We start from the raw sequence: 26,327 nt of genomic DNA on the forward strand, positions 1-26,327 counted from the left end.
CACTCGTACGGCACGTGACGCTCGCACGGCGGGTATCGCCCGGACGGACGGAGGGCCGGCTCCCTCGCGGGAGCCGGCCCTCCGGGGCGGGGTGCTCAGGCCAGGTCGAAGCGGTCCAGGTTCATCACCTTGTCCCAGGCGGCGACGAAGTCCTTGACGAACTTCTCCTCGGCGTCGTCCGAGGCGTAGACCTCGGCGACCGCGCGCAGCTCGGAGTTGGAGCCGAAGACCAGGTCGGCGCGGCTGCCGGTCCACTTGACCGCGCCCGTGGCGTCGCGGCCCTCGAAGGTGCTCGCGTCGTCCGAGGTCGCCGACCAGGTCGTGCCCAGGTCGAGCAGGTTGACGAAGAAGTCGTTCGTCAGGAGACCGGGGGTCTCGGTGAGAACGCCCTGCGAGGACTGCTGGTAGGTGGCGCCGAGGACGCGCAGACCACCGACGAGGACGGTCAGTTCGGGGGCGCTGAGGTTGAGCAGGTTGGCCCGGTCGAGCAGCAGGTATTCGGCGGGGAGCCGGTTGCCCTTGCCGAGGTAGTTGCGGAACCCGTCGGCGGACGGCTCCAGTTCGACGAAGGACTCCACGTCGGTCTGGTCCTGCGTGGCGTCGACGCGGCCCGGGGTGACCGGCACCTCGATGGTGTGCCCGGCGTCCTTGGCGGCCTTCTCGACGCCCGCGGCGCCGGCGATGACGACGAGGTCGGCGAAGGAGACCTGCTTGCCGTCGGTGCGGCCGGAGTTGAAGGCTTCCTGGATGCCTTCGAGGGTGCGCAGGACCGGGGCGAGGCGCTCCGGCTCGTTGACCTCCCAGCCGGACTGCGGTTCCAGGCGGATGCGGGCTCCGTTGGCGCCGCCGCGCTTGTCGCTGCCCCGGAAGGAGGAGGCGGACGCCCAGGCCGTGGAGACCAGGTCGGCCACCGACAGACCGGAGGCGAGGACCCGCTCCTTGAGGGAGGCGATGTCCGTCGCGTCGATGAGGTCGTACGTGCGGGCGGGCAGCGGGTCCTGCCAGATCAGCACCTCGCTCGGGACCTCCGGACCGAGGTAGCGCACGACCGGGCCCATGTCGCGGTGGGTCAGCTTGAACCAGGCGCGGGCGAAGGCGTCGGCGAACTGCTCCGGGTTCTCGTGGAAGCGCCGCGAGATCTGCTCGTAGGCCGGGTCGAAACGGAGCGAGAGGTCGGTCGTGAGCATCGTCGGGGCGTGGGTCTTCGCCGGGTCGAACGCGTCGGGGACCGTGCCGGCCCCGGCACCGTTCTTCGGCCGCCACTGGTGGGCGCCCGCGGGGCTCTTGAACAGCTCCCACTCATAGCCGAAGAGGATGTCGAAGAAGCTGTTGTCCCAGGTCGTCGGGGTGTTCGTCCAGATGCCCTCCAGACCACTGGTGATGGCGTCGGGGCCCACTCCGCTTCCGTGCGAGCTCTTCCAGCCGAGGCCCATCTGCTCCATCGGAGCGCCCTCGGGGTCGGCGCCGACCGCGTCGGCGGGTCCGGCTCCGTGGGTCTTGCCGAAGGTGTGGCCGCCGGCGATGAGCGCGACGGTCTCCTCGTCGTTCATCGCCATGCGGCGGAAGGTCTCGCGGATGTCGCGGGCGGCGGCGATCGGGTCCGGGGTGCCGTTGGGGCCCTCGGGGTTGACGTAGATGAGGCCCATCTGGACGGCGCCGAGGGGGTTCTCCAGCTCGCGGTCGCCGGTGTAGCGCTCGTCGCCCAGCCAGGTGGTCTCGGGGCCCCAGTAGACGTCCTCGTCGGGCTCCCACACGTCGGCGCGTCCGCCGCCGAAGCCGAAGGTCTTGAAGCCCATCGTCTCCAGGGCGACGTTGCCGGTCAGGATGAGGAGGTCGGCCCAGGACAGGCTCTTTCCGTACTTCTTCTTGACCGGCCAGAGCAGGCGGCGCGCCTTGTCCAAGCTGGCGTTGTCCGGCCAGCTGTTGAGCGGGGCGAAGCGCTGCTGTCCGGCACCGGCGCCGCCCCGGCCGTCGCTGATGCGGTAGGTGCCGGCGCTGTGCCAGGCCATCCGGACCATGAACGGGCCGTAGTTGCCGAAGTCGGCGGGCCACCAGTCCTGCGAGGTCGTCAGGACCTCGGCGATGTCCCGCTTGACCGCCGGGAGGTCGAGGGAGTTGAACGCCTCGGCGTAGTCGAAGTCCTCTCCGAGCGGATTGGCCACGGCGGGGTTCTTGGCGAGGATCTTCAGGTTGAGCCGCTCCGGCCACCACTGGCGGTTGCCGCCGCCCTGGGTCGGGTGGGGCGCGCGACCGTGCGCGACCGGGCAGCCACCGGCCTCCTCTGCCTTCGGATCGGCGACGATCGCGTCGTGGTTCTCAGTCATGGAAATCCTTCCGGACGGGGCGGATCACGGTGCTGAGGAGCTACGGACGGTGGAGACCCCGGGCCGGAATCCGGGCGGTGAGCCCCTCCCCCGGCCTCGCGGAGTCTTCCGCGCTGCTGTCCTGTCCCTTGGCTGTCAGCCAGAACCGATCCTACGATGGACATAGTCCAAGTCAATACGACTGACAGGCGTGTACTGATTCATTCGTCGGACAACGCACAGTTAGGCTGGTGGGCATGAGTGACCTGCTGCAACGGCTTCGCGCACGTGGCTGGCGGATGACCGCTCAACGCCGGGTGGTGGCCGAGGTGCTCGCCGGGGACCACGTCCATCTCACCGCGGACGAGGTGCTGGACCGGGCCACGTCCCGTCTTCCGGAGATTTCCCGCGCCACGGTCTACAACACGCTGGGGGAACTGGTCTCGCTCGGGGAGGTGATCGAGGTGACCACGGACGGCCGCGCCAAGCGCTACGACCCCAACGCGCACCGCCCGCACCAGCATCTGGTCTGCTCGGCCTGCGGCACCATCCGCGACGTCCACCCGGCGGTCGACCCGCTGGCGGGGCTGCCCGCGTCCGAGCGGTTCGGCTTCACCGTCTCGGATGTCGAGGTCACGTACCGCGGCCTGTGCCCGACGTGTGCGGAGGCGCCCGAGCCCGGCCGCCGCCCCGCACGCCCGGCACCGCTCCCGGGGACGGGCGCACCGGACGGCCGGGCGTAGGGCGAGGGCGGCGGTCCGGGAGGGCCCCGGGGCCCCTCCGGGTGACGCGGTCAGTCCAGGATCTCCACGTACCCCTCCGCCCCGTGGAGCCGGATCCGCTGTCCGTCCCGGATGAGCGTGGTGGCCCGGGGCACGCCCACGACGGCCGGCAGGCCGTACTCCCGGGCGATGACCGCGCCGTGGGTCATCTGGCCGCCCACCTCGGTGACCAGGCCCGCGATGCCGACGAAGAGCGCGGTCCAGCTGGGATCGGTGAAGGCCGTGACCAGGATGTCGCCCGCCGCGAGGTCGGCCCGCGCCAGATCGAGGACCACACGGGCCCGGCCCTCGACGGTCCCGGTGGAGGCGGGCACCCCGACCAGCGCCCCGGACGGCGCGTCGTCGCGCCGGTGCGACCCCGTGAGGGCTTCGCCGTCGGAGGTGAGCACGCGGGGCGGGGTGAGCGCGTGGAAGGAGCGGAACTCCGCCTCGCGCCGCCGGACGAGTGCCTCGTCGAACCGGCGCGTACGGACCGCCTCGCGCAGTTCCTCGAACGTGAGGTAGAAGATGTCCTCCGGATCGGCGAGGGCTCCCTCCCGCACCAGCCGTCCGGCCTCGGCGAGCAGGGCGCGTTTGTAGACGAGCATGCGGCTGACCAGGGCGTACTTGGGGTATTCGCGGTAGCCGATGAAGGCGCGGACCTGGTCGATCATCCGCTTGGTCTCCTCGGCCCTGCGCTCGCCGTCCGGCAGCGCCCGTACCCGCTCCAGCACCTCCCGTTCCTTCTCCCGCGCCCGGCGCAGGCCCTCGTCGAAGCGGCGGGCGGCGGCGCCGGGGCCGAAGTTGCGCACGTTGTCGAGGATCGCGGGCACCAGGGTGCTCGGGTTCTCGGCCCAGCGGGGGCGGGTGATGTCGATCTCGCCGGCGCAGCGCATGCCGTACCGGTCGAGGAAGGAGGCGAGCGCGTCACGTGCCTCGGCGCCGCCCTCGACCTCGGCCAGGCCGTCGAGGAAGCCGTCGTCCCGGGCCTCCCGGAGACGGGCGACGACCTCGGGGCGCGGGCGGACGACGTCGGCGACGTCGAGAAGGGCGAGGCCCATCTCGGAGGTGATGTTGCCCGGCGCGGACAGGGTGAGCGTGTCGACGGCGTTCTTCTCGCCCAGCCACTCGCCCAGCTTCTCGCCGAGCCACCAGGTGCCCTCGTGCGAGGCCATGATGGCGCGCATGCTGAGCGGATCGCCGAGCAGGGCGCGCTGTTCGGCCAGGGCCTCGTCCAGGAAGTCGAACAGGGCGGGCCCGCTCACCGTCCGGATGCCGCGCTCCAGTGCGTCGAGGGAGGCGCGGCTGCGCTCGATCAGCTCGTCGACGACGGCCGGATCGGGGTGCGCCGGGGTCCCGGCGTCCGGGGCGGGCGGCGCGGGCGGGGCCGCGTCCGGGAGGGTCGGGACGAAGTCGCCGCGGTCGAGCACCGTCTCCAGCGCGTCCCTGACCAGCGGGTCGCCGCGCCCCATGGCCTCCAGCAGGGCGGCGCGCGCCGCAGGCGCCGCCAGTCGGCGGGTGACGTCGACGAAGAGCCGGCCGCCCGCCTCGCACATGGGCGTCAGAGCCGTCCGCCGCCAGACCGAGAGCCCGAGGGGCTTCATGGCGTCGGTCATCATCTGGCCGTGCCCGACGGACACATAGACGTGGTTCTCGTCGTCGCCGGCCTCGGGAACGGGGAACAGGGTCGTGATCGGCCGGCTCTGGACCACACGGAACGAGCCGTCGTCGGCCAGGCACCATTCGATGTCCTGCGGCCGTCCGGCATGTGCCTCGATCCGCCGTCCGATGTCCACGAGGCGCAGGACCTGGTCGTCCGTGAGCGCCGGTCGTCCGCGCAGCCGCTCGTCGACGGCCGCCTCCTCGGTACCGCCGCCGGGACGGGCCCGCAGGACGCGGTGCTTGGGCGCGACGGACCGGGAGACGATCTCGCCCCGGCGCACCCGGTAGCGGTCCGGTTCGGCCAGTCCGGAGACCAGGGTCTCACCGAGGCCGAGGCCGGCGTCGAGCGTGGCGGTGGTCCGGTCGCCGGTGACGGGGTCGGCCGTGAAGAGGATGCCGGAGGCGTGCGGGAGGACCATCTCCTGCACGATCACCGCCATCCGGACGTCCCGGTGTCCGATGCCGTTGCGCCGGCGGTAGACGACGGCCCGCTCGGTGAACAGCGAGGCCCAGCACCTGCGGATGTGCCGCAGGACCTCCGCGGCTCCGACGACGTGGAGGTAGGTGTCCTGCTGTCCGGCGAAGGAGGCGGTCGGCAGGTCCTCCGCCGTGGCGCTGGAGCGCACGGCGCACCCGGTCCGCTCCCCCAGCGCGGTGAGCGCCTCGGTGACCTCGTCCGCGAGCCCGGCCGGCAGCGGCGCATCCTCAATGATCCGGCGGATCGCGGCGGCGAGCGCGCGCGTCGCGTCCGCGTCCTCGGCGCCCTCCTTGTCCAGGCGCTCCAGCGCGTCGAGCCGCTCGTCCAGCGCCGGCAGGTGCGCCGTCGCGTCCCGGAACGCGTCCGTCGTCACGCAGAAGCCGGCCGGCACCCGGACGCCCTCGATCCGCGCCAGTGTGCCGAGGTTGACGGCCTTGCCGCCCGCCAGCGCGAGCGCTCCCTCGTCGATCGCGGTCAGATTCCGCACCCGGCGCGCACGCGTCGTGCCGCCGTCCCTCCCCCGGGGTCCGCTCCCGTGTCCGTCGCCCGCTCCACGCACGTATGGCCCTCGTTTCCGCAGCTGGTGGCTGTCTCGGCCGTCGATTGTGCGGCACCACGGGGGCCTTGCGGCAAGGCCCCCGGTGCGCTATACGTTAGGAGAGGCAGGGAGAGTGATCTTCCTGCCTTCGCCATGTGTGCCGCGTGTCGTACGCCGTGCGCGCCGCTGTTCCGGCCGTGCGGGCGGTCAGTCCGACACCGGCGGTTCGCGCGTGTCGAAGGCGAAAAGGGTGTTGTCGTCGGCGGCGACGACCAGCGCGCGGCCCAGAAGGGTCACGCGCGGGCTCGCGCCCATCTCCCCGGTCAGTCCGTCGGCCTGCGGATCCGTGGTCCACAGGACCTCGCCGCGGTGCGGGTCCAGGGCGACGACGCGGCCGGTCGCGGAGCTGAAGTACACCGCGTCGTCCCCCGCCGCGGGCCCCGACGCCCCCTCCACATTCGTCTGCCGGGACCACTTCTTCCGTCCCGTCACGGGGTCGAGGGCGGTGACGCGTCCGGTCCGGGCGCTCACGTAGAGGGTGCCGTCGGCCATGCCGGGTGTGCCCTCGTACGTCTCGGGCAGCCGCGCGTAGCCGACCTCGCGCGTCACCGGGTCGACCCGCGCGACCCCGTCGTATCCGTCAAGCGCCGGTCCTTCCCGGTGCTCGCGGACCAGGACGAGGCTGCCGCCCACCGTGCCCATGGGGGTGGCGGGGCCGTCCAGGGCGATCGGCTCGCCGAGGGCTCCCGTGGCCGCGTCGACGGTGGAGAGGGTGGGCCTGCGCACCTCCACGGCGTCGACCTCCTCCTGCGGGGCGCACATCGCGAGCAGCCGTGCGCCCGTGGCGACGGGGGCGCACCACGTGCCCGAGGGGAACGGCGTGCTCCAGGCGACCCGGCCGCTGTGCGCGTCACGGGCCTCGAAGCGGGTGTTGGCGGCGTTCACCGTCACGACGTCGGTGCCGATGACGACGGCGTCCTCGGTCCGGCCGGTGACGGCTGTGGACTGGGCTCCGGAGGGGGTGGCCCACAGTTCGCGGCCGCTGGCGGCGTCGACGGCCACGACCTCGCTCGCGGGGCCGCGCGGAGCGTCCTGGTCGGCGAAGCGGAATCCGATCACCGTGTCCTCGGTGGCGCCCACCAGATGCATTCCCTGGACGGGGACGCCGGGGCTCTCGACGGTCCAGACGCGTGAGCCGTCCGAGGCGTTGATCCGGGCCGCGACGACGCCTCCGCCACCGCAGAACAGCGCGTCGCCGCGTGCCACGCACCGCAGTTCGTCGGGGATGTCGGCCCGGCCGCCGGGGACGGTCTCGTGCCAGGCCGCGAAGCCCCGTGGCAGTGTGGCGCCGGGTGTGGCGACGCCGCCGCTCTTCGTGTCCTCGTCGCCCTCGCCGATGCCGCTCGCCGTCAGTGCGGCGACTCCCCCGCCGATGGCGGCCACCGCGACGGCGGCCGCGAGCACCGGGCGCCACCGGCCGCGCAGCCTCCGCGCGAGGGTGAGCGGTCCGGTGCCGGCCGCCGCGCCCGCCGGGCCCGGGGCGGGCGCGGACGGCGGCGGGGTGGCGAGGTGGTGCTGCGTGGTCATGTCACGGGTGCGCCCCGTACCGGAGTCGGCACCGGCCGCCCGCGCGGAGCCGAGGTCGGCCGGCAGATCGCGCAGCAGCACGAGGAGTTCGTCGGCGGAGGGGCGCGCGTCCGCCTCCTTGTCCAGGCAGGGTTCGACGACGGCCCGCAGGGCCCTGGGCACCGCGTCCAGCGAGGGTTCCTCGTGCACCACCTGATAGGCGGTCAGATAGGGGCTGTCCGCGTCGAAGGGGCCGTGGCCGGTCGCCGCGTAGACGAGGAGTGTGCCGAGCGAGAAGACGTCGGAGCGCGGTCCCACCCCTCGGGGTGCCTGGAGTTGTTCGGGGGACATGAAGGGCGGGGTGCCGATGACGCGGCCGGTCATCGTGAGCGTCTGCTGGTCGACGGCGCGCGAGATGCCGAAGTCGATGACGCGGGGCCCCTCGGGCGAGAGCACCACGTTCGACGGTTTGAGGTCGCGGTGGACGACGCCGACCCGGTGGATGTCGCGCAGCGCCTCGGCCAGGCCGATGGCGAGCCTCCGCAGCTCCGGTCCGTCCAGGGGGCCCTCGGCCGCGATGTGCTGGGCGAGGGTGGGTCCCTCGATGTAGGTCGTCGCCATCCACGGCTGGGCCGCGTCGGGGGCGGCGTCGACCACGGCGGCGGTGAACGCCCCGCTGACCCGCCGGGCCGCGGCGACCTCCTGCCGGAAACGGATGCGGAACTCGTCGTCGCCGGCGAACTGCTGGTGGATCAGCTTGATCGCGACCGGCCGCCCCGAACTCGTACGGGCCAGGAAGACCGTGCCCATGCCGCCCGTGCCGAGCCGGGCCTCCAGCGGATAGCCGCCGATCTCCGCCGGATCCCCGTCGCGCAGCGACACTCGCCCCGACCTCCTGTTCCCCCCGTACGCCCGTGCCGTCACGGAGCCGCGTATCTGCTGGCACACAAACTAGCCGCATCACGGGGCGACGGAGCACGGCGGGGGACGCAGCGGAACCCCTCGGGTGCGGCGGGGGACGGCGTCCGCGCCTCCGGAGCGCAGCGAGCGATGTGACCCGATCCGGGGAACCGCCGTCCGGAGGGCGGGCGTTCGCGCGGCGGATCGGGCCGGGTGTGAGGTTCGGCTCCCTGACGACCGGGACGGCCTCGGGCCCCACACGAATCGGTGACCCGGCCCTCCCCTGACTGCCGTCCGGGCCCCCGGGCCCGGGTCATGAGGGGCGGAGCGGGGTGGCCCGCGCGCCCCCGTCCTCGGTGTCGATCAGCGGACGAACCCCCTCGACGCCCTGGAACTCCCCTGCCCGGCACCACCCTGATCGTGCCCACGCCGGACGGGCCGGCCGACGCGTTCGACGCCGGGGCGTCCGCCCACCACTGGGACCGGCGGCTGTCGCTGCCCGGGAGCGCGCTGCCCGCCGGCTGAGCCCCGTCCGGGGTCTCACCGGCATGGACGGGGTCGCGGAGGCGGCGATGATGTTGAGCAGCGCCGTGTCGAGGGACTGGCTGATCTGCTGGGTGCTGACGGTCGGTGCGCAACCGGAGAAAGCTGGTGCGGCCGGCGACCACGGTCAGCGGTGACCGCCCGCCGGGCCCGTGTCCGTGCCGGTCAGCCCGCCGCGCGCTCCGCGACGGGGCGGCGCCGGCGGGCCGGGTCGGCCAGCGAGGCAGGGGTCCAGGCGGCGTCCGCGCGGTAGATGTCGGTGCCCGGCGGCACGATCGCGTCGATGCGGTCGAGGGTCGCGTCGTCGAGCGTCAGGGCGGCGCCCTTCAGCAGGCCCTCCAACTGGTCGAGGGTGCGCGGACCGATGATGACCGAGGTGACGGCGGGGTGCGCGGCGGCGAAGGCCACGGCCAGTTCGGGCAGCGTGCATCCGAGATCGGCGGCCAGCTCGGCCAGTTGTTCCACGGCGGCGTACTTGGCGGCGTTCTCGGGAAGCGCGGGATCGAAGCGGAAGGGCTGGCGGGCGGCGCGGCCGGTGGTCAGGTCGACGGCGCCGCCGGCCCGGTACTTCCCCGACAGGAATCCGGCAGCCAGCGGGCTCCAGGTGAGCACGCCCATGCCGTACCGCTCGCAGACCGGCAGCAGGGAGCGCTCGATGCCCCGGGCCAGGATGGAGTACGGCGGCTGCTCGGTGCGCATCCGCAGCAGGGCCCGACGCTCGGCGACGTGCTGGGCCTCGACCACGTCCTCGGCGGGGAACGTCGATCCGCCGAAGGCGCGGATCTTCCCCTGGTGGACGAGGTCGCTCAGGGCCGACAGGGTCTCCTCGATGTCGGTGTTCTCGTCGGGGCGGTGGATCTGGTAAAGGTCGATCCAGTCGGTTCCCAGCCGCCGCAGGCTGTCCTCCACCGCCCGGATGATCCAGCGGCGCGAGTTCCCGCCCCGGTTGCGGCCCTCCCCCATCGGGAAGTGCACCTTGGTGGCGAGCACGACGTCGTCGCGGCGGCCCTTGAGCGCCTTGCCGACGATCTCCTCGCTCTCTCCCGCCGAGTACATGTCGGCGGTGTCCACGAAGTTGATCCCCGCGTCGAGCGCCGCGTGGATCACCCGGGCACCGTCCTCGTGGTCGGGGTTGCCGACCGCCCCGAGCATCATCGTGCCGAGGCAGTGCACGCTGACGTCGATGCCGGTGCGGCCGAGCATGCGGTAACGCAAGAGGACTCCTGGTGAACGGCGCGGACTGCGGACTGTCCGGCGGAGCCTACGAGTTGGAGCACGCTCGAAGTCAAGTGGTTTCGGACGCCCGGCAGACCGGTGGCACGGTGAGACGGACCGCCCGCCTCACCCCGTGCGTCCGCGCCGGCGCCGGCGTACGAGCGCGGTCGCCGCACCCGCGACCGCGCACCCGAGCAGGCCGGTCGCCGCCGCCCGGTACAGCCCGGGGGTGGCCCAGGACGGCCCCGGCCAGACGGACACCGGGACACCGGCGGTGTCGTTGGCCGCCGCACGGTCGTGGCTCAGGCGACCCGACGCACCGTCGGACACGGTCACCCGGCCCCGCCCCCGGGGACGTTCCGCGTCGATCCGGAGCGTGAAGGGGAAGGTGGTCGTCGCCCCCACCGGTCCGGCCGTGGCCGAGCACACGTACCGGCGCGCGGCCGGCTGGCGGGCGGACGGCTCGGTGAGCGGCGTGCCGTCGGGGGCGAGCGCACGGCAGTCCTGGTCGATCAGTTCCTCGTCGCGCTCGGCGTCGTACGGGGAGGCGACGACGGTGGTGCCCGGCGGCACCTCGAACGCGACCCGCGCCGTGGCGGGCAGCGAGCCGGGGCCGTCGTTGCGCAGACCGACGCGCACCGGGACCCGGCTGCCCACGGGGCCGGTCACGGTGCCGGCGACCGCGACGAGATCGGCCGCGTTGCGCACGGACACCTTCAGCTCGGCCGCGCCCCGTCCGCCCGTCCCGCCGGACGCCCCGCCGCCGGGGACGAGCCGGAGGGCGGGCCCGTCACCGTCCTCGTACCGCGACGCCACCGCGGGCGGAGGCACGTAGTCCCTCCCGAGCGGAGCCGCCTCGAACACGGCCTTCGGGTGGGTGGCGTCGTCCCGCGCCCGCAGGGTCTCGGGCACCCGCACGCGGTACGAGGCGCCGGGCGCGATGACGACCTCGGACGCGGGCAGCCGGCACCACGCCGCTGTGCCGCCCCGGTAGCCGCAGTTGCGGTGGCGTGCGGCGAACACCAGGCCCTCGCGCGCCGTCATGAAGAGCGACACGCCCCGGGCCGGGGCGTCGCCCGTGTTGCGTACGGTCAGGGTCACCGACAGCGTCCCGCCCGGATCCATGGTGTCCGCGTCGGCTCGGGCCTCGACGGCCAGTTCGGGTGCGCCGACGACGACGCGGGTGCTGCCCGTGACCACGGGCCGCCCCGGCACGCTCACGCGGTAGCGCAGCACCCCCGTGTCCCCGGCGGCGGCGCTCCCGGCCGCCCGCACCCGGAAGGACTGGCTGCTCCGCTCACGCGCCGTGGCGTCGTCGCGTACGGCGCAGCGGAAGACGGGCGGGTGCGCCGGGCAGGCGTCCTGGGCGGTCTCGACGGCCGCGACCCCCTCCAGCCCCGTCGCGTCGAACGTGACAGTGGCTCCCGCCGCCCCGGTTTCCTCGACCCGCAGTGCGGTGGGGCTCTCCGCATCGCGGGGGACGTACAGCACCGGGGGCACGGCCAGCGCGGGCTCGCGCGGCGGGGCGCAGCCGACCGGCCCCGCCCCGAGCAGCCCCAGGAGCAGCGCGGCGAGGCCGAGCCTCCACGGCGTCCGGAGGCGCGCGGAGCGGCCCTCCCGTCCCGGGACCGGGTGCATGGTTCCTTCACGCATGTCCATCGGCCCCACCCTGCCGTCACGACGTCACGACCCCGCATCGGCCCGGTCACATCGCCCCGACGCCCCTTCAGATCAGCCGGAAGAGACCGGCGGCGGCACGGACGTCGGTGAGGTCGCCGACCGCGCGCAGGTTGTCGCAGAGGCGGTCCAGGACGGAGTCCTCCCCGGCGGCGTGCGGGGCGCCGACGGCCACCCCGAAGACCCGGAATCCGAGGCGGCGCCGCGCCGTTCGCCAGTCGCGCAGCCACGCGTCGGTGACCGCGCACTCGTCGTCCGTGATCATCACGATGTCGCCGTGCGCGCGGCCCGTCCGGTCGTGCTCCCGGCCCAGCAGGTCCGCCGCCGCGCCCAGCGGGGTCTCGTAGCTCGTGCCGCCGCCGAGGAAGGTCTCGGCGAACTCCATGACGTCGGCGGTCCCGGCCGGTTCGCCCGCCGGGAAGCGGAAGACCTCGTACCGGCCGGGCGAGGAGAAGAGGATCCCGACGAAATCGCGCCGGGCGTGACGGGCCTGGTCGAGCAGGGCCAGGGCACACGCCTTGGCCCATGCCTCCCTGGTCACACCGCCGGGCCCGGCCTCGTACATGGAGTGCGAGGTGTCGACGCAGGCGATGATCGCGCCCCGGCCGGTGGCCCGTTCGCCCCGGTGGTCGTAGAGCATCAGCTCGCCCGCCGCGTAGCGGGCGGCGAACACGGCACGCAGTGCGGGCAGGCCGAGATGGGCGAGTTCGGAGGGGACGACGCGGGAGAGGTCGTCGCCCAGGGTGACGCCGACGAGTTCGCCGGAGGCGCCGCTCACCCTGTGGGACCGCTCGCCCTCGGCCATCTGCCGGAAGCGGCCGATCAGATCCGCCCAGCGGGCGAGCCGTCCGGTTCCCATCCGCCGGGCGAGGCGCAGCCGCTGGTCGAAGGACATGCGTTCCTTCTCGGCCGCGCCGACGCCCCAGGCGCGCAGGAGCGCGGCCTCGGCGCGGGTCGCGGTGACCGCGCGGGTCGTCGCGGTCCGCGCGGCGGAGCGGATCCCGGGCACGATCGCGCTGAGCGCCCGGTCCGCGTCACGGGCCGAGGTCCGGGCGGCCCGGCCGGCCAGCTCGGCGGTGCGCACGGCGCGGTGCACGTCCTCGGCGTCGGCGCTGGTGCCGGCAGCGCCCCCGGCGGCGTCGCGGAGCGCGTCGGCCACGGCGGTGGCCGCCTCCCCGGCGTGGCGCTCCGCCTCCTGTGCCCGCCGTGCCAGGTCCTGTTCCCTGCCGGTCTGCTCCAGGATCCTCCGCAGCTCCGGGGCCAGGGCCAGCACGGCGAGGGCCGCCGCGCAGGGGTCGCCGGCCGACAGCCCGCGGAGTTCACCGAAGGCGGGCGTTCCCAGGAGAGCCGCGATGATCGCGTGGTGCGGCAGCCGTGCCGGGTCCATGGCCTCGCGGGCGCGCAGCCGGGGCCGGACGGCGTGGACGGCCGTGAAGACATCGGCGAGGAGGTCGGCCGCGCCGGGGTGAGCGGCCTCCAGCTCCGCGGCCAGGTCACGCAGGGCCGTCGCCCGTGCGAAGGTCTCGTGCCGGGTGGCGGTGTCGAAGGGGTCGGCGAGCACGGCGGCGGTGCGGCGTTCGGCCGGGGCCGACGAACGGGCCAGCCAGGGTCCGGCCCGCCGGATCAGGTCCGCCGTCTCCGGGCCCTCGCTCACGGCGTGCCCCCGGATTCCGTGACCACCATGTCCGCGTCGAGGCCCAGTGCCTCGGTGAGGACCCGGGTGCGCACCGCCTGGTGGCGGGCCGTCACCCGGTCGATCGTCGCGGTGGAGCGCCCCGCCCGCTCGGCCTCGCCGCGCAGGTGCTCCAGGCGCGTGCCGGCCGTGGCGAGCCGGTGGTGCGCGTTCCTGATCACCCAGTCGCTCAACGCCTCCCGGGACTGCCCGGCCATGGCGTCGAGCTGGGTCTCCAGTTCGTCGAGCAGGTCGGCGAGATCGAGCACCTCCCTGCCCCCGGGGTCCACCAGGTGGAGCACCTCGCGTGCGACGGTGGGCCGTTCGGCGGGCGTGTTCCAGAGGACGTGCGTGAGCACCGGGAGGTCCTCGGCCGCGGCGGCCGTGCGTCCGTCCAGGTACGCGGATGCCTGGAGGAGGCGTACGGCCTGCCGCCAGCGCCGGTCCGAGGCGATGACGTCCTTGCGGCCCAGGGCCGCGCGCAGGGTGCAGATCGCGTCCACGACCGGGTCGGGCACGTCCACGGCGGGCACCTCCCGCGCCACGGCGCGCCGCAGCGCGGACAGGTCCACCGTCGTCCTGGCGGGCGGGCCGGGGCGGCTGACGGCGGAGCGGACGAGCGCGGCGAAGTTCTCGGGGTCCGTCAGATAGCCGACCTCGATCCGGACGAGCAGCCGGTCGTAGATCGCGGCGGTGTCCTCCCCGGCGGGCAGTTCGTTGCTCGCGGTGATCGCGCCGATCAAGGGGCAGCGGAGGGGTTCGCCGCCGTTCTCCGGGTGGTAGATCCGCTCGTTGAGGTAGCCCAGCGTCTCGTTCAGGGCAGCGGTGGAGCACTTGAAGATCTCGTCGATGAACGCGATGTCGGCGGTGGTCGCGCGCCCGTCGTAGACCTGGCGGTATTCGCCCCGCGCCAGGGCGGCGACGTCGATCGGCCCGAACATCCTGGTCGGCGCGGTGAACCGGGAGAGCAGTATCTCCCAGTAGGACGCTCCGTCGATGCGGCCGGTGAGTTCCCGGGCCAGTTCGGACTTGGCGGTTCCGGGCGGGCCGAGCAGCAGCGAATGCTGACCGGCGAGCAGGGTCACGACCAGGGTGCGGACGACGTCGTCCCGTTCGTAGAAGCGCGCGGACAGCTCCCGGACGACCGCGCGCAGACGCGCGGCGGTGGTGTGCGCGGTGGGCTCGGCCACCGGGTCCGGCCCGTCCGCCGGCCCGAGCGCGCCGCCCGTGTGCCGTGTCCCCCGCACGTCCATGAACCCACCCCGCATATGTCCGTCATCACCCGTCCTGACCGGGTCCGGGCGGTGCGATGTCGCCCGCCCGGCACCCCAACGGAACCACACGCCTCGTCGCGGGCGTCTGGCGAGGCACAGGACGCGTGCCGGAGGGTGGAGCGGAAAGCGCATGAAACGGGATACGAGGGCGATGTCGGGCACGGCGGGAGGCGCGGGCTGCCTCGTCGCCGGAATCGGTGCGGCGAGCGCGCCGCTGGCCTGGGCGCCACGGGCCTCGGGCAGCGTCTTCGGCGGCTTCGAGGGCGAGAACCGCGATCCGAGCGTCCTGTTCGTCGACCTCCCGCTCATCGCGCTCGGCGGTGCGGTGCTTCCGCTGGTCGTCTGGATGCTGACGACGCGCTGGACGGGGCGTCCCTGGGCGGCGGCGCTGATGGGTCTGGCGGCGCTCTCGCTCGGCATCTGGGGAATGCTGGAGTGGTGGGTGCCGCAGCGTCCCGGAGAGGCGGGCTACGAGTCCGGTGTCTGACCGGCCCCGGCCGCGCCACCCGAACGGCGCCCGAAAGCCGGGCCCGCGCGTGCCCGGCACCGGCTATACCTGAGCGGTGGGCGCGCGGCGGCGTACGAGCGTCCACCGCGGTCGTCGGCCCCCCGGGTTCGCCGGTCGGTTCGCCCGTCGTCCGTGCCCGTGTCGCCTGTTCGCGCGTTGCCCGTTCGTCCGGAAGGGTCCGGCCATGTCGCCCGCCGAGGAGTGTCCCGCGTCGGCCGCCGCCGGGGCGCGCACCACGGCGGCGCTGGACGCGCGTCTGGTGGAGTGCCGGGCCTGTCCGCGCCTCGTGGCCTGGCGGGAGGAGACCGCGCGCACCAAACGGGCCGCGTTCCGGGACTGGACGTACTGGGCGCGCCCGGTGCCCGGCTTCGGCCCGCCGGACGCGGCGCTGGTGATCATCGGGCTGGCCCCCGCCGCGCACGGCGCGAACCGGACGGGCCGCATGTTCACCGGAGACCAGGCCGGTGATCTGCTGTTCTCGACGCTGTACGGGCTCGGCCTGACCTCGCGGCCCACGGCCACGCACCGGGGCGACGGCCTGGAACTGTACGGCGTCAGAGTCACCGCACCCGTGCACTGCGCGCCGCCCGACAACCACCCCACCACAAAGGAGCGCGACACCTGCCGCCCCTGGCTCACCGGCGAACTCCGGCTGCTGGCCCCGACGGTGCGCGCGGCCGTCGTCCTCGGCGGATTCGGCTGGCAGGCGGCCTTCCCGGCGCTGCGGCAGGCGGGCTGGGAACCGCCCCGCCCCCGCCCCGCCTTCGGTCACGGCGTCCGCGCGGAACTGCGGCCCGGGGAAGGGGGCTCGCGGGCCCCGCTGTCGGTGTTCGGCTGCTACCACGTCAGCCGCAGGAACGTCTCCACCCGGCGCCTGACCCCGGCGATGCTGCGCGAAGTCCTGCTGGAGGCCGCCCTGACGGCCGGTCTGCCCGTCCGCCCGGACGGGCCGCTCCCCGGTCCGGCCGGGCCGCCCTACTCCCCGTAGACGCGCCGCCGACGCGTGCGGTGCGCGGCGTCGCCCTGGCCGCCGCCGTTGACTTCGCCCAGGGACAGCAGGGAGGCACCGCTGTTCCACAGCCCGAGGTGATCACGGTGCACGGCGATGATGCCGTGCTGGAGGGCGAAGCCCTCGGAGGGGCGGCTGAACCACGTCGTCGTGACGAACACGGCCACGTCGACCCCGAAGTGCACCTTGGCGCCCAGCAGATCGCGCATCTCCCGGCTCGCGATGGTGCGGGTGGGCGCGTAGCGCTTGCACTGGACGACCATGCTCCGGCCGTCGGGGAGTCGTCCGACGACATCGGCGCCGTGGTCGTTCGCGCCCCCGACCCGGCGCACGTCGGTGCAGCCGTCCCGCCGGCACAACACCGCGACCTGCTCCTCGAACTCGGTGCCCGTCATCACGTCCATCTCGGCCAGTGTCCGCCGCCCCGCCCGGACGCGGTCGTCCTGCCGCCACCGCCGGTCCCGCTCGCGGATCCCCCGGTCCGTACGCCGGACCCACCAGGCGGACGCGCCCACGGCTCCCAGGACCAGCGTGCCGAGGAGATAGGGCCAGACGGCGGACCAGAACACGATCAGCACCAGAGCGCCGACGGCCCCGCCCCAGGCCGCCCGCCTCAGCCGGGCCGCCCGCCGCCTTCGCGCGGCCGCCCCTCGTCCCCGCCGCGCCGCCATCGTCGCCGCCCCTTCCCGCACCGCACCCGTTCCGGCCCGCGAACGGGCCGGACCAGTCTGGGGCGCGCCCGGCCCGCGCGAGAAGAACGCGAAGTCGGCCACTGGCGCGAACCGGTCGTGCGGGGCGGGCCGGAACAGTGCGTCCCCATGCCGGTTCAGCCTTCGGAGGCGGGGTGCGGGCGCGCCCGCGCGGCGTCGCGCACCAGCGACAGCAGTCGGCGGGCGGGCTCCTCGTCGGCGTCCCGGACCGTGGCGAGCGCGATTCCGGTGACCAGCCGGATCAGGTCCTCGGCGGTCAGGTCGGGACGGACGGTGCCCTCCCGTTGCGCGCGGACGAGCACCCGGAGCGCCGCGTCGAGAATCAGCCGGTGGCAGTCGAGGTCCGTCTCCTCGGCCCCGTCGATCATCAGCGCGCCCCCGATGCCCTGGTTGGCGCGGGCGTGCGTCAGGAACGCGTCCAGCCACCGGGCCAGGGCCTCGTCGGGCCCGTACGCCGCCGAGAACGCCTCCGCCCGCTCGCAGAGGATGCGGATCCGGTCGGCGAGGACCGCCGTCACCAGGGCGCGGCGGTGGGGGAAGTGGCGGTACAGCGTGCCGGGGCCCACGCCGGCGCGGCGGGCGATCGCGTTGAGGGACGCCTCGGGACCCGCCTCGGTGAACTCCTCGTGCGCGGCGGCCACCAGGCGCTCCCGGTTGAGACGCGCGTCGGCGCGCCGAGGTGACCGTACGTCCTGACCGGGTCCGGTCGTCATCGTCCTGCCCTTCGACGGTCTCCGGGACTAGCCAAGCGGAGAGGGTCTCCGTATCGTAGCGAACCCAAACCGGAGAACCTCTCCGGTTGGCGGAATCGGGGAGAACCATGACGGACAGCCCATCGCCCGCACTCGGCCGGGTAGGAATCTGGACCTTCGCCTACGAGGGGCAGCCGGCCGCCCGCGTGACGGAGTCGGCGGCGGAGATCGAGGAGCTGGGGTACGGCGCCCTCTGGTACGGCGAGGCGTTCGGGCGGGACGCCGTGGGCCAGGCGTGGCTGCTGCTCTCTGCGACCCGGCGGATGACCGTGGCGTCGGGCATCGCCAACATCGCGCTGCGCGAGCCGCGCGCGACGGCGGCGGCGGAACGCACGCTCGGCGAGGCGTTCCCCGGGCGCTTCGTGCTCGGGCTGGGCGGCCACCGGGTCGACGACACCGTGCACGTCGTCGACGGCTACCCGGTTCCGGGCCTCGGCCGGGCGGTGCCCACGGTGCGTGCCTACCTCGACTCGATGGACGCCTCACCCGCCCACGGCCCGCGCCCCGACCCCGCGCCGCGTCGTCTGCTCGCCGCCCTCGGCCCGAAGATGCTGGGCCTGGCGGCCGAACGCACCTGGGGAGCGCACACGTACTTCGTCCCTGTCGCACACACGGAACGGGCACGGCGGCTCATGGGTCCCGCCGCGTTCCTCGCCGTCGAGCAGGCCGTCGTGCTCGACCACGACGCCGGGCGGGCGCGCGAGGTGGCGACGGCCCATGTCGCCGGATACCTGGAGGCGCCGCACCAGGTCGCCAGTCTGCGCCGGCTCGGCTTCGGGGACGAGGACATCGTCGGCGGCCCGAGCCGCAGACTGGTGGACGCGATCGTCGCGTACGGCGACCTGGAGGCGATCCGCCGCCGGGTGGACCAGCATCTGGCGGCGGGCGCCGACCACGTCTGTGTGCAGGTGCTGACGGCGGATCCGTCCGCACTGCCGCTCCAGGAGTGGCGCACGCTCGCACCCGCGCTCGTCCCTCGCCCCGCCCCGGCGGTCGGCGACGGGTGATCTCCACCGATCACCGCCGCCCGGCGCGGCTCCGGAGGGGCCGATGCCGCCTGTGCGAGCGTGGCTGCCTGGGATCCGGAACGGGGAGTCCCGGAGTACGGACGGACAAGCGCTCCGGCCGCGGGCGAGGGCCGCGGTCCGGGGGCGGTGAGGAGTGGGGATGCCGCTCGGTGACGGGGTGGCCGGTACGGGGCCGAGGGCCGGCCGGGCCACCAGGATCGCGGCGCTGGGCACGGCCCTGGTGCTGTACGCGCTGGTCGTGATCCTCCAGGTGAGCACCCCGCCGTCCTCGCACATCGCCTCCGTGCTGGTCGCCGTGCCCGCCGTCGTCTCCTTCGGCTTCGGCCCCTGGGTGATCATCGGCTCGGCGGTGGTCGCGGCCTGCACCCGGTGGCTGCTCCTGCCGACCGAGCCCGAGCGGATCGGCTCGGTGGTCGGGACGACGGTGGTGATCTGTGTCATCGCCGCGCTGGGCTGCTTCGTCGTCCGCCGCCGGGAGCGGGAGTTCGCCCGGCTGCGCCAGGTCGCCTCGGTGGCGGAGGCCGCGCAGCGGGCGGTGCTGCGTCCGCCGCCCCGGACGCTGGGCGCCTTCCGTACGGCGGCGAGCTACCGCGCCGCGGCGGAGTACGCCCGCATCGGCGGTGATCTGTACGCCGTGGCGGACACCGATTTCGGGGTCCGCGCCCTGATCGGGGATGTGCGCGGCAAGGGACTCGACGCGGTGTCCACCGCCTCCGCCGTGCTCGGTTCCTTCTACGAGGCCGCGTACGACCAGCCGACCCTGGGTCTCCTGGCCGACCGTCTGGACACCGGCCTGAACCGCTTCCTGCGCGACGAGGAAGCCTTCGTCACCGCCTTCCTCATCCAGATCGCCCCGGACGGCCACACCCACGCCCACTCCTGCGGGCACCCCGCCTCACTCGTCCTGCACGCCGGCACCGTCCGCGAACTCCCCGCCGCCCACGGGCTCCCCCTCGGCCTGCGCGGCATCGAAACCGCCCCCGCCCCGCCGGACCCCACCTCCCTCCCGGGCACCCGCCTCCACCCGGGCGACACCCTTCTCCTCTACACCGACGGCATCGCCGAGACCCGCGACGCCACCGGCGCCTTCTACCCCCTCACCCAGCGCCTGACGGCCTACCTCCACACCCACCCGCACCCCGTCGACCCGCACGGCCTCCTCGACTGGCTGCTCCGCGACGCCCAGGAGTACGGCGACAACGACGCACACGACGACGCCGCGCTCCTGGCGCTCACCTGGGAGACGGGGGCGGGAGGCCCGCCCCCCGGCGAACGGCACGGTGCCGGCTCCGCATAGGCTTCGGCCGGGGGTGGCCATGAGCGGTCAGGACTGGAACGACGACAGCGACTATCAGGACGCGCTCCGCCGCGGCGAGCGGGCGGAGCGGTCCGGTTGGGTCGCCATCACGGGGACGCTGGGGGTCCTGGGGTGCGCGTTGGTCGCGCTCGGGGTGCTCTGTGTCGCGGCCGTGGTGGCGGGTCTGTACGTGGTGATGGCGGCGGACTCGTAGGGGCGGCGTGCGGGGGCGGCGGTCAGACCCAGTTCGGGACGCTTCCCTCGTTGTAGCGAGCGCCGAAGCCGCCGGTCGGGAGGATGGCGTGGATCGCGGCGAGGTCGGCCTCGGTGAGGGCGATGTCGGTGGCGGCGGCGTTCTCCTCCATGCGGGCGGCGCTGCGGGTGCCGGGGATGGGGACGATGTGCTCGCCCCGGGCCAGCAGCCAGGCGAGGGCGAGCTGGGGGACGGTGATGCCCTTGTCGGCGGCGAGGCGGGTCAGGCGATCGACGGCCTCGGTGTTCTTCTCGAAGTTGCCGGGCTGCCAGCGGGGGTCGGTGTTGCGCATGTCGGTGGGGTCGTACTGGCCGGCGGGCTTCGCGGTGCCGGTGATGAAGCCGCGGCCGAGGGGCGAGTAGGCGACGAGGCCGATGCCGAGCTCCTCCAGGGTGGGGAAGAGCTGCTCGACGTCGCGTTCGAAGAGGGAGTACTCGGTCTGGAGGACGGAGACCGGCTGGACGGCGTGGGCGCGCCGGATGGTCTGCGGGCCCGCCTCGCTGAGGCCGAAGTACCTCACCTTTCCGGCGTCGATCAGCTCCTTGACGGTTCCGGCGACGTCCTCGATCGGTACGGCGGGGTCGACGCGGTGCTGGTAGAGGACGTCGAGGTGGTCGACGCCGAGGTAGCGCAGGCTGTTGTCGGCGACCCGACGGATGTTGTCCGGGGTGCTGTCCAGGCCGAAGCCCTTCTCCTCGAAGGTGAAGCCGAACTTGGTGGCCAGGACCACCTCGTCGCGGAAGTCCTTCACGGCCTTGCCGACCAGGATCTCGTTGGAGCCGGTGCCCCAGCCGTACAGCTCGGCCGTGTCGAAGAAGGTGACGCCCAGGTCATGGGCGCGGCGGAGGGCGGCCACGCCGGCCGCCTCGTCGCCGGGGCCGTATCCCATGGTCAGCCCCATCGCGCCGTAACCGATCGCGGAGACGGTCAGGCCCTGCGTGCCGAGTGTCCTGTGCTGCATGAGGGGCTCCCAGGAGTGTCGAACCGAACGGTGGAGGAACACGTCGGGGTGCAGTCTCCCGGAAGGCGGCCGTGTGTCGGTTCGTTTCCGGCCGGGGACCGGCGGGCGTCGCGCGGGCGACCCGTTCGGACCCGCCGGCCCGCCCGAGTGCGCGGGGAGCGGTCCGGTGTCCCGGGGCAGGGCCGTCTCTCCGGCCGTGCCCCGGGCGCGCGGAGCGATCGGTCCCGGGCTCAGCGGCTCGCGGCCAGGCCCAGCGCGATGTCGACGATCATGTCCTCCTGGCCGCCGACCAGGCGGCGCCGGCCGCACTCCATCAGGATGTCGCGCACATCGACCTCGTAGCGCTGGGCCGCCGCCTCCGCGTGGCGCAGGAAGCTGGAGTAGACCCCGGCGTAGCCCAGCGTGAGGGTCTCGCGGTCGACGCGGACCGGGCGGTCCTGCAGCGGGCGGACGATGTCGTCGGCGGCGTCCTGGAGCTTGAACAGGTCGCAGCGGTGCTCGAAGTCCGCGAGGTTGGCGACGGCGATGAATGCCTCGATGGGGCAGTTGCCGGCGCCCGCCCCGTGGCCGGCGAGCGAGGCGTCGACGCGGCGGACGCCGTTCTCCACGGCGACGACCGAGTTGGCGACGGAGAGCGAGAGGTTCTCGTGGGCGTGGATGCCGATCTCGGTCTCCGGGTCGAGTACGTCGCGGTAGGCGCGCACCCGGGCGGCGACGTCCTTCATCGTCAGCCGGCCGCCGGAGTCGGTGACGTAGACGCAGTGGGCGCCGTACGACTCCATCAGCGCGGCCTGCTTCGCGAGTTCGGCGGGCTCGGCCATGTGGGAGAGCATCAGGAAGCCGGAGACGTCCATGCCCAGCTCGCGGGCGGCGGCGATGTGCTGCGCGGAGATGTCGGCCTCGGTACAGTGGGTGGCCACGCGCACGGAGCGGACGCCGAGGTCGTAGGCGTGCTTCAGCTCGTGGATGGTGCCGACGCCCGGCAGGAGCAGCGTGGTGAGGCGGGCCCGCTCCAGGACGGAGGCGGCGGCCTCGATCCACTCCCAGTCGGTGTGGGAGCCGGGTCCGTAGTTGAGGGAGCCGCCGGCGAGCCCGTCGCCGTGCGCTACCTCGATCGCGTCGACTCCGGCCTCCTCCAGGGCCACGACGATCCGCTTGACGTCGTCGGGGGTGATGCGGTGCCGGACGGCGTGCATGCCGTCGCGGAGGGTGACGTCCTGGACAAAGATCGGGGTGCTCACTTCGTGGCCTCCTTCGCGGCGGCGATCTTCTCGGCCATCTGCACCGCGGCCGAGGTCATGATGTCGAGGTTTCCGGCGTACGCGGGGAGGTACATGCCCGCGCCCTCGACCCGGAGGAAGACCGAGACCTGGTGCGTCGGCCGCGCGGTCGCGCCCTCGGCCAGCAGGGTCTCGACCGGCTGGTCGGCCGGGATCTCGGTGATCTGGACGTCCTGGACCATCCGGTAGCCCGGGACGTACGCCGAGACCTCGGCGACCATCGTGCGGACCGACTCCGTGATCCGCGCCTTCGCGCTCTCGCCGTCCTCGCCCTCGGGGAGGGTGACCAGGGCGAGGACCGTGTCGCGCATCATCAGCGGCGGTTCGGCCGGGTTGAGGATGATGATCGCCTTGCCGCGCTCGGCGCCGCCGACCCGCACGATCGCCTCGGAGGTCGTCTCGGTGAACTCGTCGATGTTGGCCCGGGTGCCGGGGCCCGCCGACTTGGACGCGATGGAGGCGACGATCTCCGCGTACGCCACCGGCACGACCCGGCTGATCGCGGCGACGACCGGGATCGTCGCCTGGCCGCCGCAGGTGACCATGTTGACGTTCGGCGCGTCGAGGTGCTCCTCCAGGTTGACCGCGGGGATGACGTACGGGCCGATCGCGGCCGGCGTCAGGTCGATCATGCGGATGCCCAGCGGGCGCAGCTTCTCGTCGTTGGTGCGGTGCGCGCCGGCCGAGGTGGCGTCGAAGACGATGCCGATCTCGTCGATCTGCCGGGACTTCAGCAGCCCGTCCACGCCTTCGTGGGTGGTCTCGAAGCCGAAACGGGCGGCGCGGGCCAGACCGTCGGAGGCCGGGTCGATGCCGACCATGACCCCCATGTCGAGGTGGTGCGCGTTGCGCATGATCTTGATCATGAGGTCGGTGCCGATGTTGCCCGACCCGATGATGGCGACCTTCGTCTTGCTCATCGTGGTTCCTTACGCGGAGAAGGTGACCGACACCGTGCCGAGGCCGGTGACGGTGGCGTGGACGGCGGCGCCCGGCGCCACGGGCCGCATCGGGCCGAGGGCGCCGGAGAGGACGACCTGGCCGGCCCGGAGCGGGTCGCCCAGGTCGCGGGCCTGACGGGCGAGCCAGACGACCGCGTTGACCGGGTCGCCGAGGCAGGCGGCGCCGCTGCCGGTGGAGACGGTCTCGCCGTCGACGGTCATGGTCATCTCGGCCGCGACGGTGTCCAGGGCCGCGAGCGGGACACGGCGCGCGCCGAGGACGTAGCCGCCGGCCGAGGCGTTGTCGGCGACCGTGTCACCGAAGCTGATGTCCCAGTCGGCCACCCGGCTACCGCAGATCTCGATCGCGGCGACGGCGTGGTCGATGGCGGCGCGCACCTGCGCGTCGTCGAGCGGACCCTCCGCGAGGTCGGCGCCGAGGACGAAGGCGATCTCGGCCTCGACGCGCGGCTGGAGGACCGCGCCGGCCGGTACGGCCGAGCCGTCGGCGTACTCCATGTCGTCGAAGAGGACGCCGAAATCGGGCTGGCCGACGCCGAGCTGCCGCTGCACGGCCTCGGAGGTGAGGCCGATCTTCCGGCCGACGACCGCGGCACCGGCCGCGATCCGCTCGGCGGTGAGCCGCTGCTGCACGGCGTACGCGGCGGCGACGTCGTCGCTGCCGATCAGGTCGCGCACGGGGGCGGCGGGGGTGCCGGTGGCGGCGGCGTCACGGAGCCGGGCCGCGGCGGCGGCGATGCTGTCGGACCCGACAGTGGGGTGGTTCTGGGGCATGCCGTCCAATCTGCGGTACCGGGCGCGGGGAACTCCACGCCGACGTTCCACTCAGCGGTACGCTCTTTCCATGGAGGACAGCGACACCGTCCTGGGCAAGGCACTGGGCATCCTGCGGGCGTTCGGCCCGGCCGACTCCGTGCTGCCGCTCGCCGAGCTGGTGCGGCGCACGGGCCTGGCGAAGGGCACCGTCCACCGCGTCGCGGGCGATCTGGTCCACCACCGGCTGCTCGACAAGACCGAGCACGGCTACCGGCTCTCCGGCGGCCTGTTCGAGCTGGGGCTGCGGGCGGCCACCGAGCGCACGCTGCTGGAGGTGGCGATGCCGTTCCTCCAGGACCTCTACGAACGCACCCACGAGACCGTGCACCTGGGCGTGCGCGAGGGGCACGAGGTCGTCTACGTCGCCAAGATCGGCGGACACCGCCAGGCCAAGGCCCCCTCCCGCACGGGCGGCCGGATGCCGATGCACTGCACGGCCATCGGCAAGGTGCTGCTGGCGTACGCCGGGGAGGACGAGCGGACCGCCGTACTGACGGCCCCGCTCGAACGCCGCACCCCGCACACCGTGATCGCGCCGGGCCTGCTGCGCCGACAGCTCGTGAAGGCGGTGGAGACGGGGATCGCCTACGAGCACGAGGAGTCGACGCCGGGCCTGCTCTGCGTCGCCGCGCCGGTCCTCGCGCCCGACGGTCTGACGGCGGTCGCCGCGATCAGCGTGACCGGCCCGGTCGGCCGCTTCCGGCCCGAGTCCCACGCCAACGCCGTACGGGCCGCGGCGACGGCCCTGGGGTCCACGCTGGCCCGCAGACGCCCCTGAAACCGGTCGCGGCCGGGCGCGACGCGCAAGGCGTCGCACCCGGCCGGCGCCGGTGACGTGCGGCCGGTCAGGCCGCCCGGTCCGTCACATCGGCGGAGTCGAGCGGGATCGGCGTGAACATCTCGGGTTCCTCGTCCGGGGTCAGCGCGGTCGGACCGTACACCCAGTCGGTGAAGGAGTAGTCGTCCACGGCGCGGGCCCGCATGATCGCGTTCCGCCGGAGCCGGGACTCGCCGTCGAGGTGCCACAGCTCGCCCCAGGCGCGGGCCGTCGTCTGCACCCGCCGGCAGTGCTCGACGCGGACCGCCTCGTACGCGGCCAGCGCGCCGTCCCAGTCGGGGGCGGTGGCTTCCGGGGCGGCCCCGGCCATCCGGGCGTAGTGCCGGGCGAGGACCCAGCCGTCCTCGATCGCCATGATCGCGCCCTGCGCCATGTACTGGAGCGGGGGGTGCGCGGCGTCGCCGAGCAGGGCGATCCGGCCGTGCACCCACGTCTCGATCGGGTCCCGGTCGAACATCCGCCACCAGCGGTCCCGCCACATCAGCGGAATGCCCCGGGTCACGGGCCCGCAGCTGCCCTCGAAGGCCCCGTCCAGCTCGTCGGGGGTGCCCCAGTCCTCCTCGCCGGCCAGGGCCTTGGGCGACTCGAAGACCGCGACCTGGTTGAACATCTCGCCGCCGCGCAGCGCGTACTGGACGAAGTGGCGGCGCGGGCCGACGTACACGGTGACGTCGTTCTCCGCGATGCCGTTGTCCCTGACCTGCTCGATGGGGACGGCCGCGCGGTAGGCGACGTAGGAGGAGTTGACCATGTCGTCGCCGATCAGCGCGCGCCGGGCCACGGAGTGCAGCCCGTCGGCGGCGACGACCAGCGGCGCGGACTCGACGCGTCCGTCCTTCAGCAGGACCCGGGCGCCGTCCCCCGTGTTCTCGTAGCCGACGACCACCTGGTCGTTCAGCAGCTCCACACCGGCGCGCCGGCAGGCCCGCAGGAAGATGCCGTGCAGGTCGCTGCGGTGGATGACCATGTACGGGAAGCCGTAGCGGCGCTCCAGGTCGCGCAGGTCCAGCCGGGTCAGCTCCCGGGAGTCGACGGCGTCCCGCATCACCATGTTCTCCGGGACGACGCCCAGCGACACCGCCTCGTCCAGCAGACCGTACTCGGCGAGGATGCGGGTGCAGTTGGGGGCGATCTGGAGGCCGGCGCCGACCTCGCCGTACTCCGGGGCCTGTTCGAGGACGCGGACCCGCAGTCCCTCGCGGGACAGGGCGAAGGCGGTGGAGAGGCCGCCGATGCCGCCGCCGACCACGAGGACGTCGGGCTGTCCGGCAGGCGTGGGTTCAGGGTTCATGAGCTGTTCCTTGCGTGTGCGGGGCGGGCCCCG

Annotated in this window: 20 protein-coding genes and 1 pseudogene; 7 read left to right on the forward strand and 14 right to left on the reverse strand. The window is 74.0% G+C overall.

Translation table 11 applies throughout. From position 1 onward, the window contains the following. Window positions 1–95 precede the first annotated feature (95 nt). Entirely contained in the window at window positions 96–2,324 is a 2,229-nt protein-coding gene (katG, locus tag ACWCXC_RS32935; protein ID WP_450891402.1) for a catalase/peroxidase HPI, read from the reverse strand. Between the two features lie 236 nt (window positions 2,325–2,560). Here katG and ACWCXC_RS32940 point away from each other — a divergent pair. Next, a pseudogene (locus ACWCXC_RS32940) lies at window positions 2,561–2,968 on the forward strand (Fur family transcriptional regulator); the annotation flags it as partial. 128 nt (window positions 2,969–3,096) lie between these two features. Here the strand turns inward: ACWCXC_RS32940 and rph are convergent. The 6 genes from rph to ACWCXC_RS32970 form a co-directional block, all read right to left on the reverse strand. Continuing rightward, a complete protein-coding gene (rph, locus tag ACWCXC_RS32945; protein ID WP_450891403.1) occupies window positions 3,097–5,691 on the reverse strand; it encodes a rifamycin-inactivating phosphotransferase in 2,595 nt (864 codons plus the stop codon). Between the two features lie 258 nt (window positions 5,692–5,949). Continuing rightward, window positions 5,950–8,190, reverse strand: coding sequence for a serine/threonine-protein kinase (locus ACWCXC_RS32950; RefSeq protein WP_450891404.1), 2,241 nt, complete (start codon window positions 8,188–8,190; stop codon window positions 5,950–5,952). A 726-nt stretch (window positions 8,191–8,916) separates the two neighbouring features. Then, window positions 8,917–9,966: an aldo/keto reductase gene (locus ACWCXC_RS32955; protein WP_450891405.1), complete on the reverse strand. Its 1,050-nt coding sequence runs from the start codon at window positions 9,964–9,966 to the stop codon at window positions 8,917–8,919. A gap of 126 nt (window positions 9,967–10,092) precedes the next feature. Next, window positions 10,093–11,619, reverse strand: coding sequence for a hypothetical protein (locus ACWCXC_RS32960; protein WP_450891406.1), 1,527 nt, complete (start codon window positions 11,617–11,619; stop codon window positions 10,093–10,095). A gap of 73 nt (window positions 11,620–11,692) precedes the next feature. After that, window positions 11,693–13,297, reverse strand: coding sequence for a VWA domain-containing protein (locus ACWCXC_RS32965; RefSeq protein ID WP_450684789.1), 1,605 nt, complete (start codon window positions 13,295–13,297; stop codon window positions 11,693–11,695). Further along, on the reverse strand, window positions 13,294–14,568 hold the full coding sequence (locus tag ACWCXC_RS32970) for an AAA family ATPase (protein WP_450684788.1): 1,275 nt from the start codon (window positions 14,566–14,568) through the stop codon (window positions 13,294–13,296). The genes ACWCXC_RS32965 and ACWCXC_RS32970 overlap by 4 nt, the downstream gene beginning before the upstream one ends. Before the next feature lie 151 nt (window positions 14,569–14,719). Between ACWCXC_RS32970 and ACWCXC_RS32975 the strand changes: the two genes are divergently transcribed. Together ACWCXC_RS32975 and ACWCXC_RS32980 are read left to right on the forward strand one after the other, a co-directional pair. Further along, the gene (locus tag ACWCXC_RS32975; protein WP_450684787.1) at window positions 14,720–15,076 is read left to right on the forward strand and encodes a hypothetical protein; all 357 of its coding nucleotides are present in this window, start codon (window positions 14,720–14,722) and stop codon (window positions 15,074–15,076) included. 205 nt (window positions 15,077–15,281) lie between these two features. Continuing rightward, window positions 15,282–16,085: a uracil-DNA glycosylase gene (locus tag ACWCXC_RS32980; protein WP_450684786.1), complete on the forward strand. Its 804-nt coding sequence runs from the start codon at window positions 15,282–15,284 to the stop codon at window positions 16,083–16,085. Here the strand turns inward: ACWCXC_RS32980 and ACWCXC_RS32985 are convergent. Next, a complete protein-coding gene (locus ACWCXC_RS32985; protein WP_450684785.1) occupies window positions 16,073–16,777 on the reverse strand; it encodes a restriction endonuclease in 705 nt (234 codons plus the stop codon). The genes ACWCXC_RS32980 and ACWCXC_RS32985 overlap by 13 nt on opposite strands. A gap of 155 nt (window positions 16,778–16,932) precedes the next feature. Next, window positions 16,933–17,529, reverse strand: a complete 597-nt coding sequence (locus ACWCXC_RS32990) for a TetR/AcrR family transcriptional regulator (protein ID WP_450684784.1) — start codon at window positions 17,527–17,529, stop codon at window positions 16,933–16,935. Window positions 17,530–17,636: 107 nt separating this feature from the next. On the opposite strand from ACWCXC_RS32990, the gene ACWCXC_RS32995 reads away from it, so the two are divergent. The 3 genes from ACWCXC_RS32995 to ACWCXC_RS33005 all read left to right on the forward strand — a co-directional run bounded on the left by ACWCXC_RS32995 (window position 17,637) and on the right by ACWCXC_RS33005 (window position 20,107). Continuing rightward, the gene (locus ACWCXC_RS32995; protein ID WP_450684783.1) at window positions 17,637–18,575 is read left to right on the forward strand and encodes a TIGR03620 family F420-dependent LLM class oxidoreductase; all 939 of its coding nucleotides are present in this window, start codon (window positions 17,637–17,639) and stop codon (window positions 18,573–18,575) included. Between the two features lie 160 nt (window positions 18,576–18,735). Continuing rightward, window positions 18,736–19,893, forward strand: coding sequence for a PP2C family protein-serine/threonine phosphatase (locus tag ACWCXC_RS33000; protein ID WP_450891407.1), 1,158 nt, complete (start codon window positions 18,736–18,738; stop codon window positions 19,891–19,893). Between the two features lie 19 nt (window positions 19,894–19,912). After that, window positions 19,913–20,107 carry a hypothetical protein gene (locus ACWCXC_RS33005; RefSeq protein ID WP_450684781.1) on the forward strand — a complete coding sequence of 65 codons (195 nt, stop codon included), beginning with the start codon at window positions 19,913–19,915 and terminating at the stop codon, window positions 20,105–20,107. Between the two features lie 22 nt (window positions 20,108–20,129). Here ACWCXC_RS33005 and ACWCXC_RS33010 read toward each other — a convergent pair whose 3' ends face one another. From ACWCXC_RS33010 to ACWCXC_RS33025, 4 genes are all read right to left on the reverse strand, one after another. Next, a complete protein-coding gene (locus ACWCXC_RS33010) occupies window positions 20,130–21,107 on the reverse strand; it encodes an aldo/keto reductase (protein ID WP_450684780.1) in 978 nt (325 codons plus the stop codon). A gap of 230 nt (window positions 21,108–21,337) precedes the next feature. Continuing rightward, window positions 21,338–22,348: a 4-hydroxy-2-oxovalerate aldolase gene (dmpG, locus tag ACWCXC_RS33015; RefSeq protein ID WP_450684779.1), complete on the reverse strand. Its 1,011-nt coding sequence runs from the start codon at window positions 22,346–22,348 to the stop codon at window positions 21,338–21,340. Next, window positions 22,345–23,307, reverse strand: coding sequence for an acetaldehyde dehydrogenase (acetylating) (locus ACWCXC_RS33020; RefSeq protein ID WP_450684778.1), 963 nt, complete (start codon window positions 23,305–23,307; stop codon window positions 22,345–22,347). Before ACWCXC_RS33020 ends, dmpG begins: the two co-directional genes overlap by 4 nt. Window positions 23,308–23,316: 9 nt before the next feature. Further along, window positions 23,317–24,123 carry a 2-keto-4-pentenoate hydratase gene (locus tag ACWCXC_RS33025; protein ID WP_450684777.1) on the reverse strand — a complete coding sequence of 269 codons (807 nt, stop codon included), beginning with the start codon at window positions 24,121–24,123 and terminating at the stop codon, window positions 23,317–23,319. Window positions 24,124–24,193: 70 nt separating this feature from the next. Here ACWCXC_RS33025 and ACWCXC_RS33030 point away from each other — a divergent pair, with 70 nt between their 5' ends. Continuing rightward, the gene (locus ACWCXC_RS33030) at window positions 24,194–24,943 is read left to right on the forward strand and encodes an IclR family transcriptional regulator (protein WP_450684776.1); all 750 of its coding nucleotides are present in this window, start codon (window positions 24,194–24,196) and stop codon (window positions 24,941–24,943) included. A 67-nt stretch (window positions 24,944–25,010) separates the two neighbouring features. Here the strand turns inward: ACWCXC_RS33030 and ACWCXC_RS33035 are convergent, their stop codons facing one another. Then, window positions 25,011–26,294 (reverse strand): FAD-dependent oxidoreductase, encoded by a 1,284-nt coding sequence (locus tag ACWCXC_RS33035; protein WP_450684775.1) that lies wholly within the window; start codon window positions 26,292–26,294, stop codon window positions 25,011–25,013. Window positions 26,295–26,327 lie beyond the last annotated feature (33 nt).

This window comes from Streptomyces sp. NPDC001515, from assembly GCF_053597115.1.

Bases quoted from the DNA above. Each gene is read 5' to 3' on its own strand.
- katG (WP_450891402.1), bottom strand. From the start codon at position 2,324: ATGACTGAGAACCACGACGCGATCGTCGCCGATCCGAAGGCAGAGGAG.
- ACWCXC_RS32960 (WP_450891406.1), bottom strand. From the start codon at position 11,619: ATGCGTGAAGGAACCATGCACCCGGTCCCGGGACGGGAGGGCCGCTCC.
- ACWCXC_RS32970 (WP_450684788.1), bottom strand. From the start codon at position 14,568: ATGGACGTGCGGGGGACACGGCACACGGGCGGCGCGCTCGGGCCGGCG.
- ACWCXC_RS32975 (WP_450684787.1), top strand. From the start codon at position 14,720: ATGAAACGGGATACGAGGGCGATGTCGGGCACGGCGGGAGGCGCGGGC.
- ACWCXC_RS32980 (WP_450684786.1), top strand. From the start codon at position 15,282: ATGTCGCCCGCCGAGGAGTGTCCCGCGTCGGCCGCCGCCGGGGCGCGC.
- ACWCXC_RS32985 (WP_450684785.1), bottom strand. From the start codon at position 16,777: ATGGCGGCGCGGCGGGGACGAGGGGCGGCCGCGCGAAGGCGGCGGGCG.
- ACWCXC_RS32990 (WP_450684784.1), bottom strand. From the start codon at position 17,529: ATGACGACCGGACCCGGTCAGGACGTACGGTCACCTCGGCGCGCCGAC.
- ACWCXC_RS32995 (WP_450684783.1), top strand. From the start codon at position 17,637: ATGACGGACAGCCCATCGCCCGCACTCGGCCGGGTAGGAATCTGGACC.
- ACWCXC_RS33000 (WP_450891407.1), top strand. From the start codon at position 18,736: ATGCCGCTCGGTGACGGGGTGGCCGGTACGGGGCCGAGGGCCGGCCGG.
- ACWCXC_RS33005 (WP_450684781.1), top strand. From the start codon at position 19,913: ATGAGCGGTCAGGACTGGAACGACGACAGCGACTATCAGGACGCGCTC.
- ACWCXC_RS33010 (WP_450684780.1), bottom strand. From the start codon at position 21,107: ATGCAGCACAGGACACTCGGCACGCAGGGCCTGACCGTCTCCGCGATC.
- ACWCXC_RS33020 (WP_450684778.1), bottom strand. From the start codon at position 23,307: ATGAGCAAGACGAAGGTCGCCATCATCGGGTCGGGCAACATCGGCACC.
- ACWCXC_RS33025 (WP_450684777.1), bottom strand. From the start codon at position 24,123: ATGCCCCAGAACCACCCCACTGTCGGGTCCGACAGCATCGCCGCCGCC.
- ACWCXC_RS33030 (WP_450684776.1), top strand. From the start codon at position 24,194: ATGGAGGACAGCGACACCGTCCTGGGCAAGGCACTGGGCATCCTGCGG.
- ACWCXC_RS33035 (WP_450684775.1), bottom strand. From the start codon at position 26,294: ATGAACCCTGAACCCACGCCTGCCGGACAGCCCGACGTCCTCGTGGTC.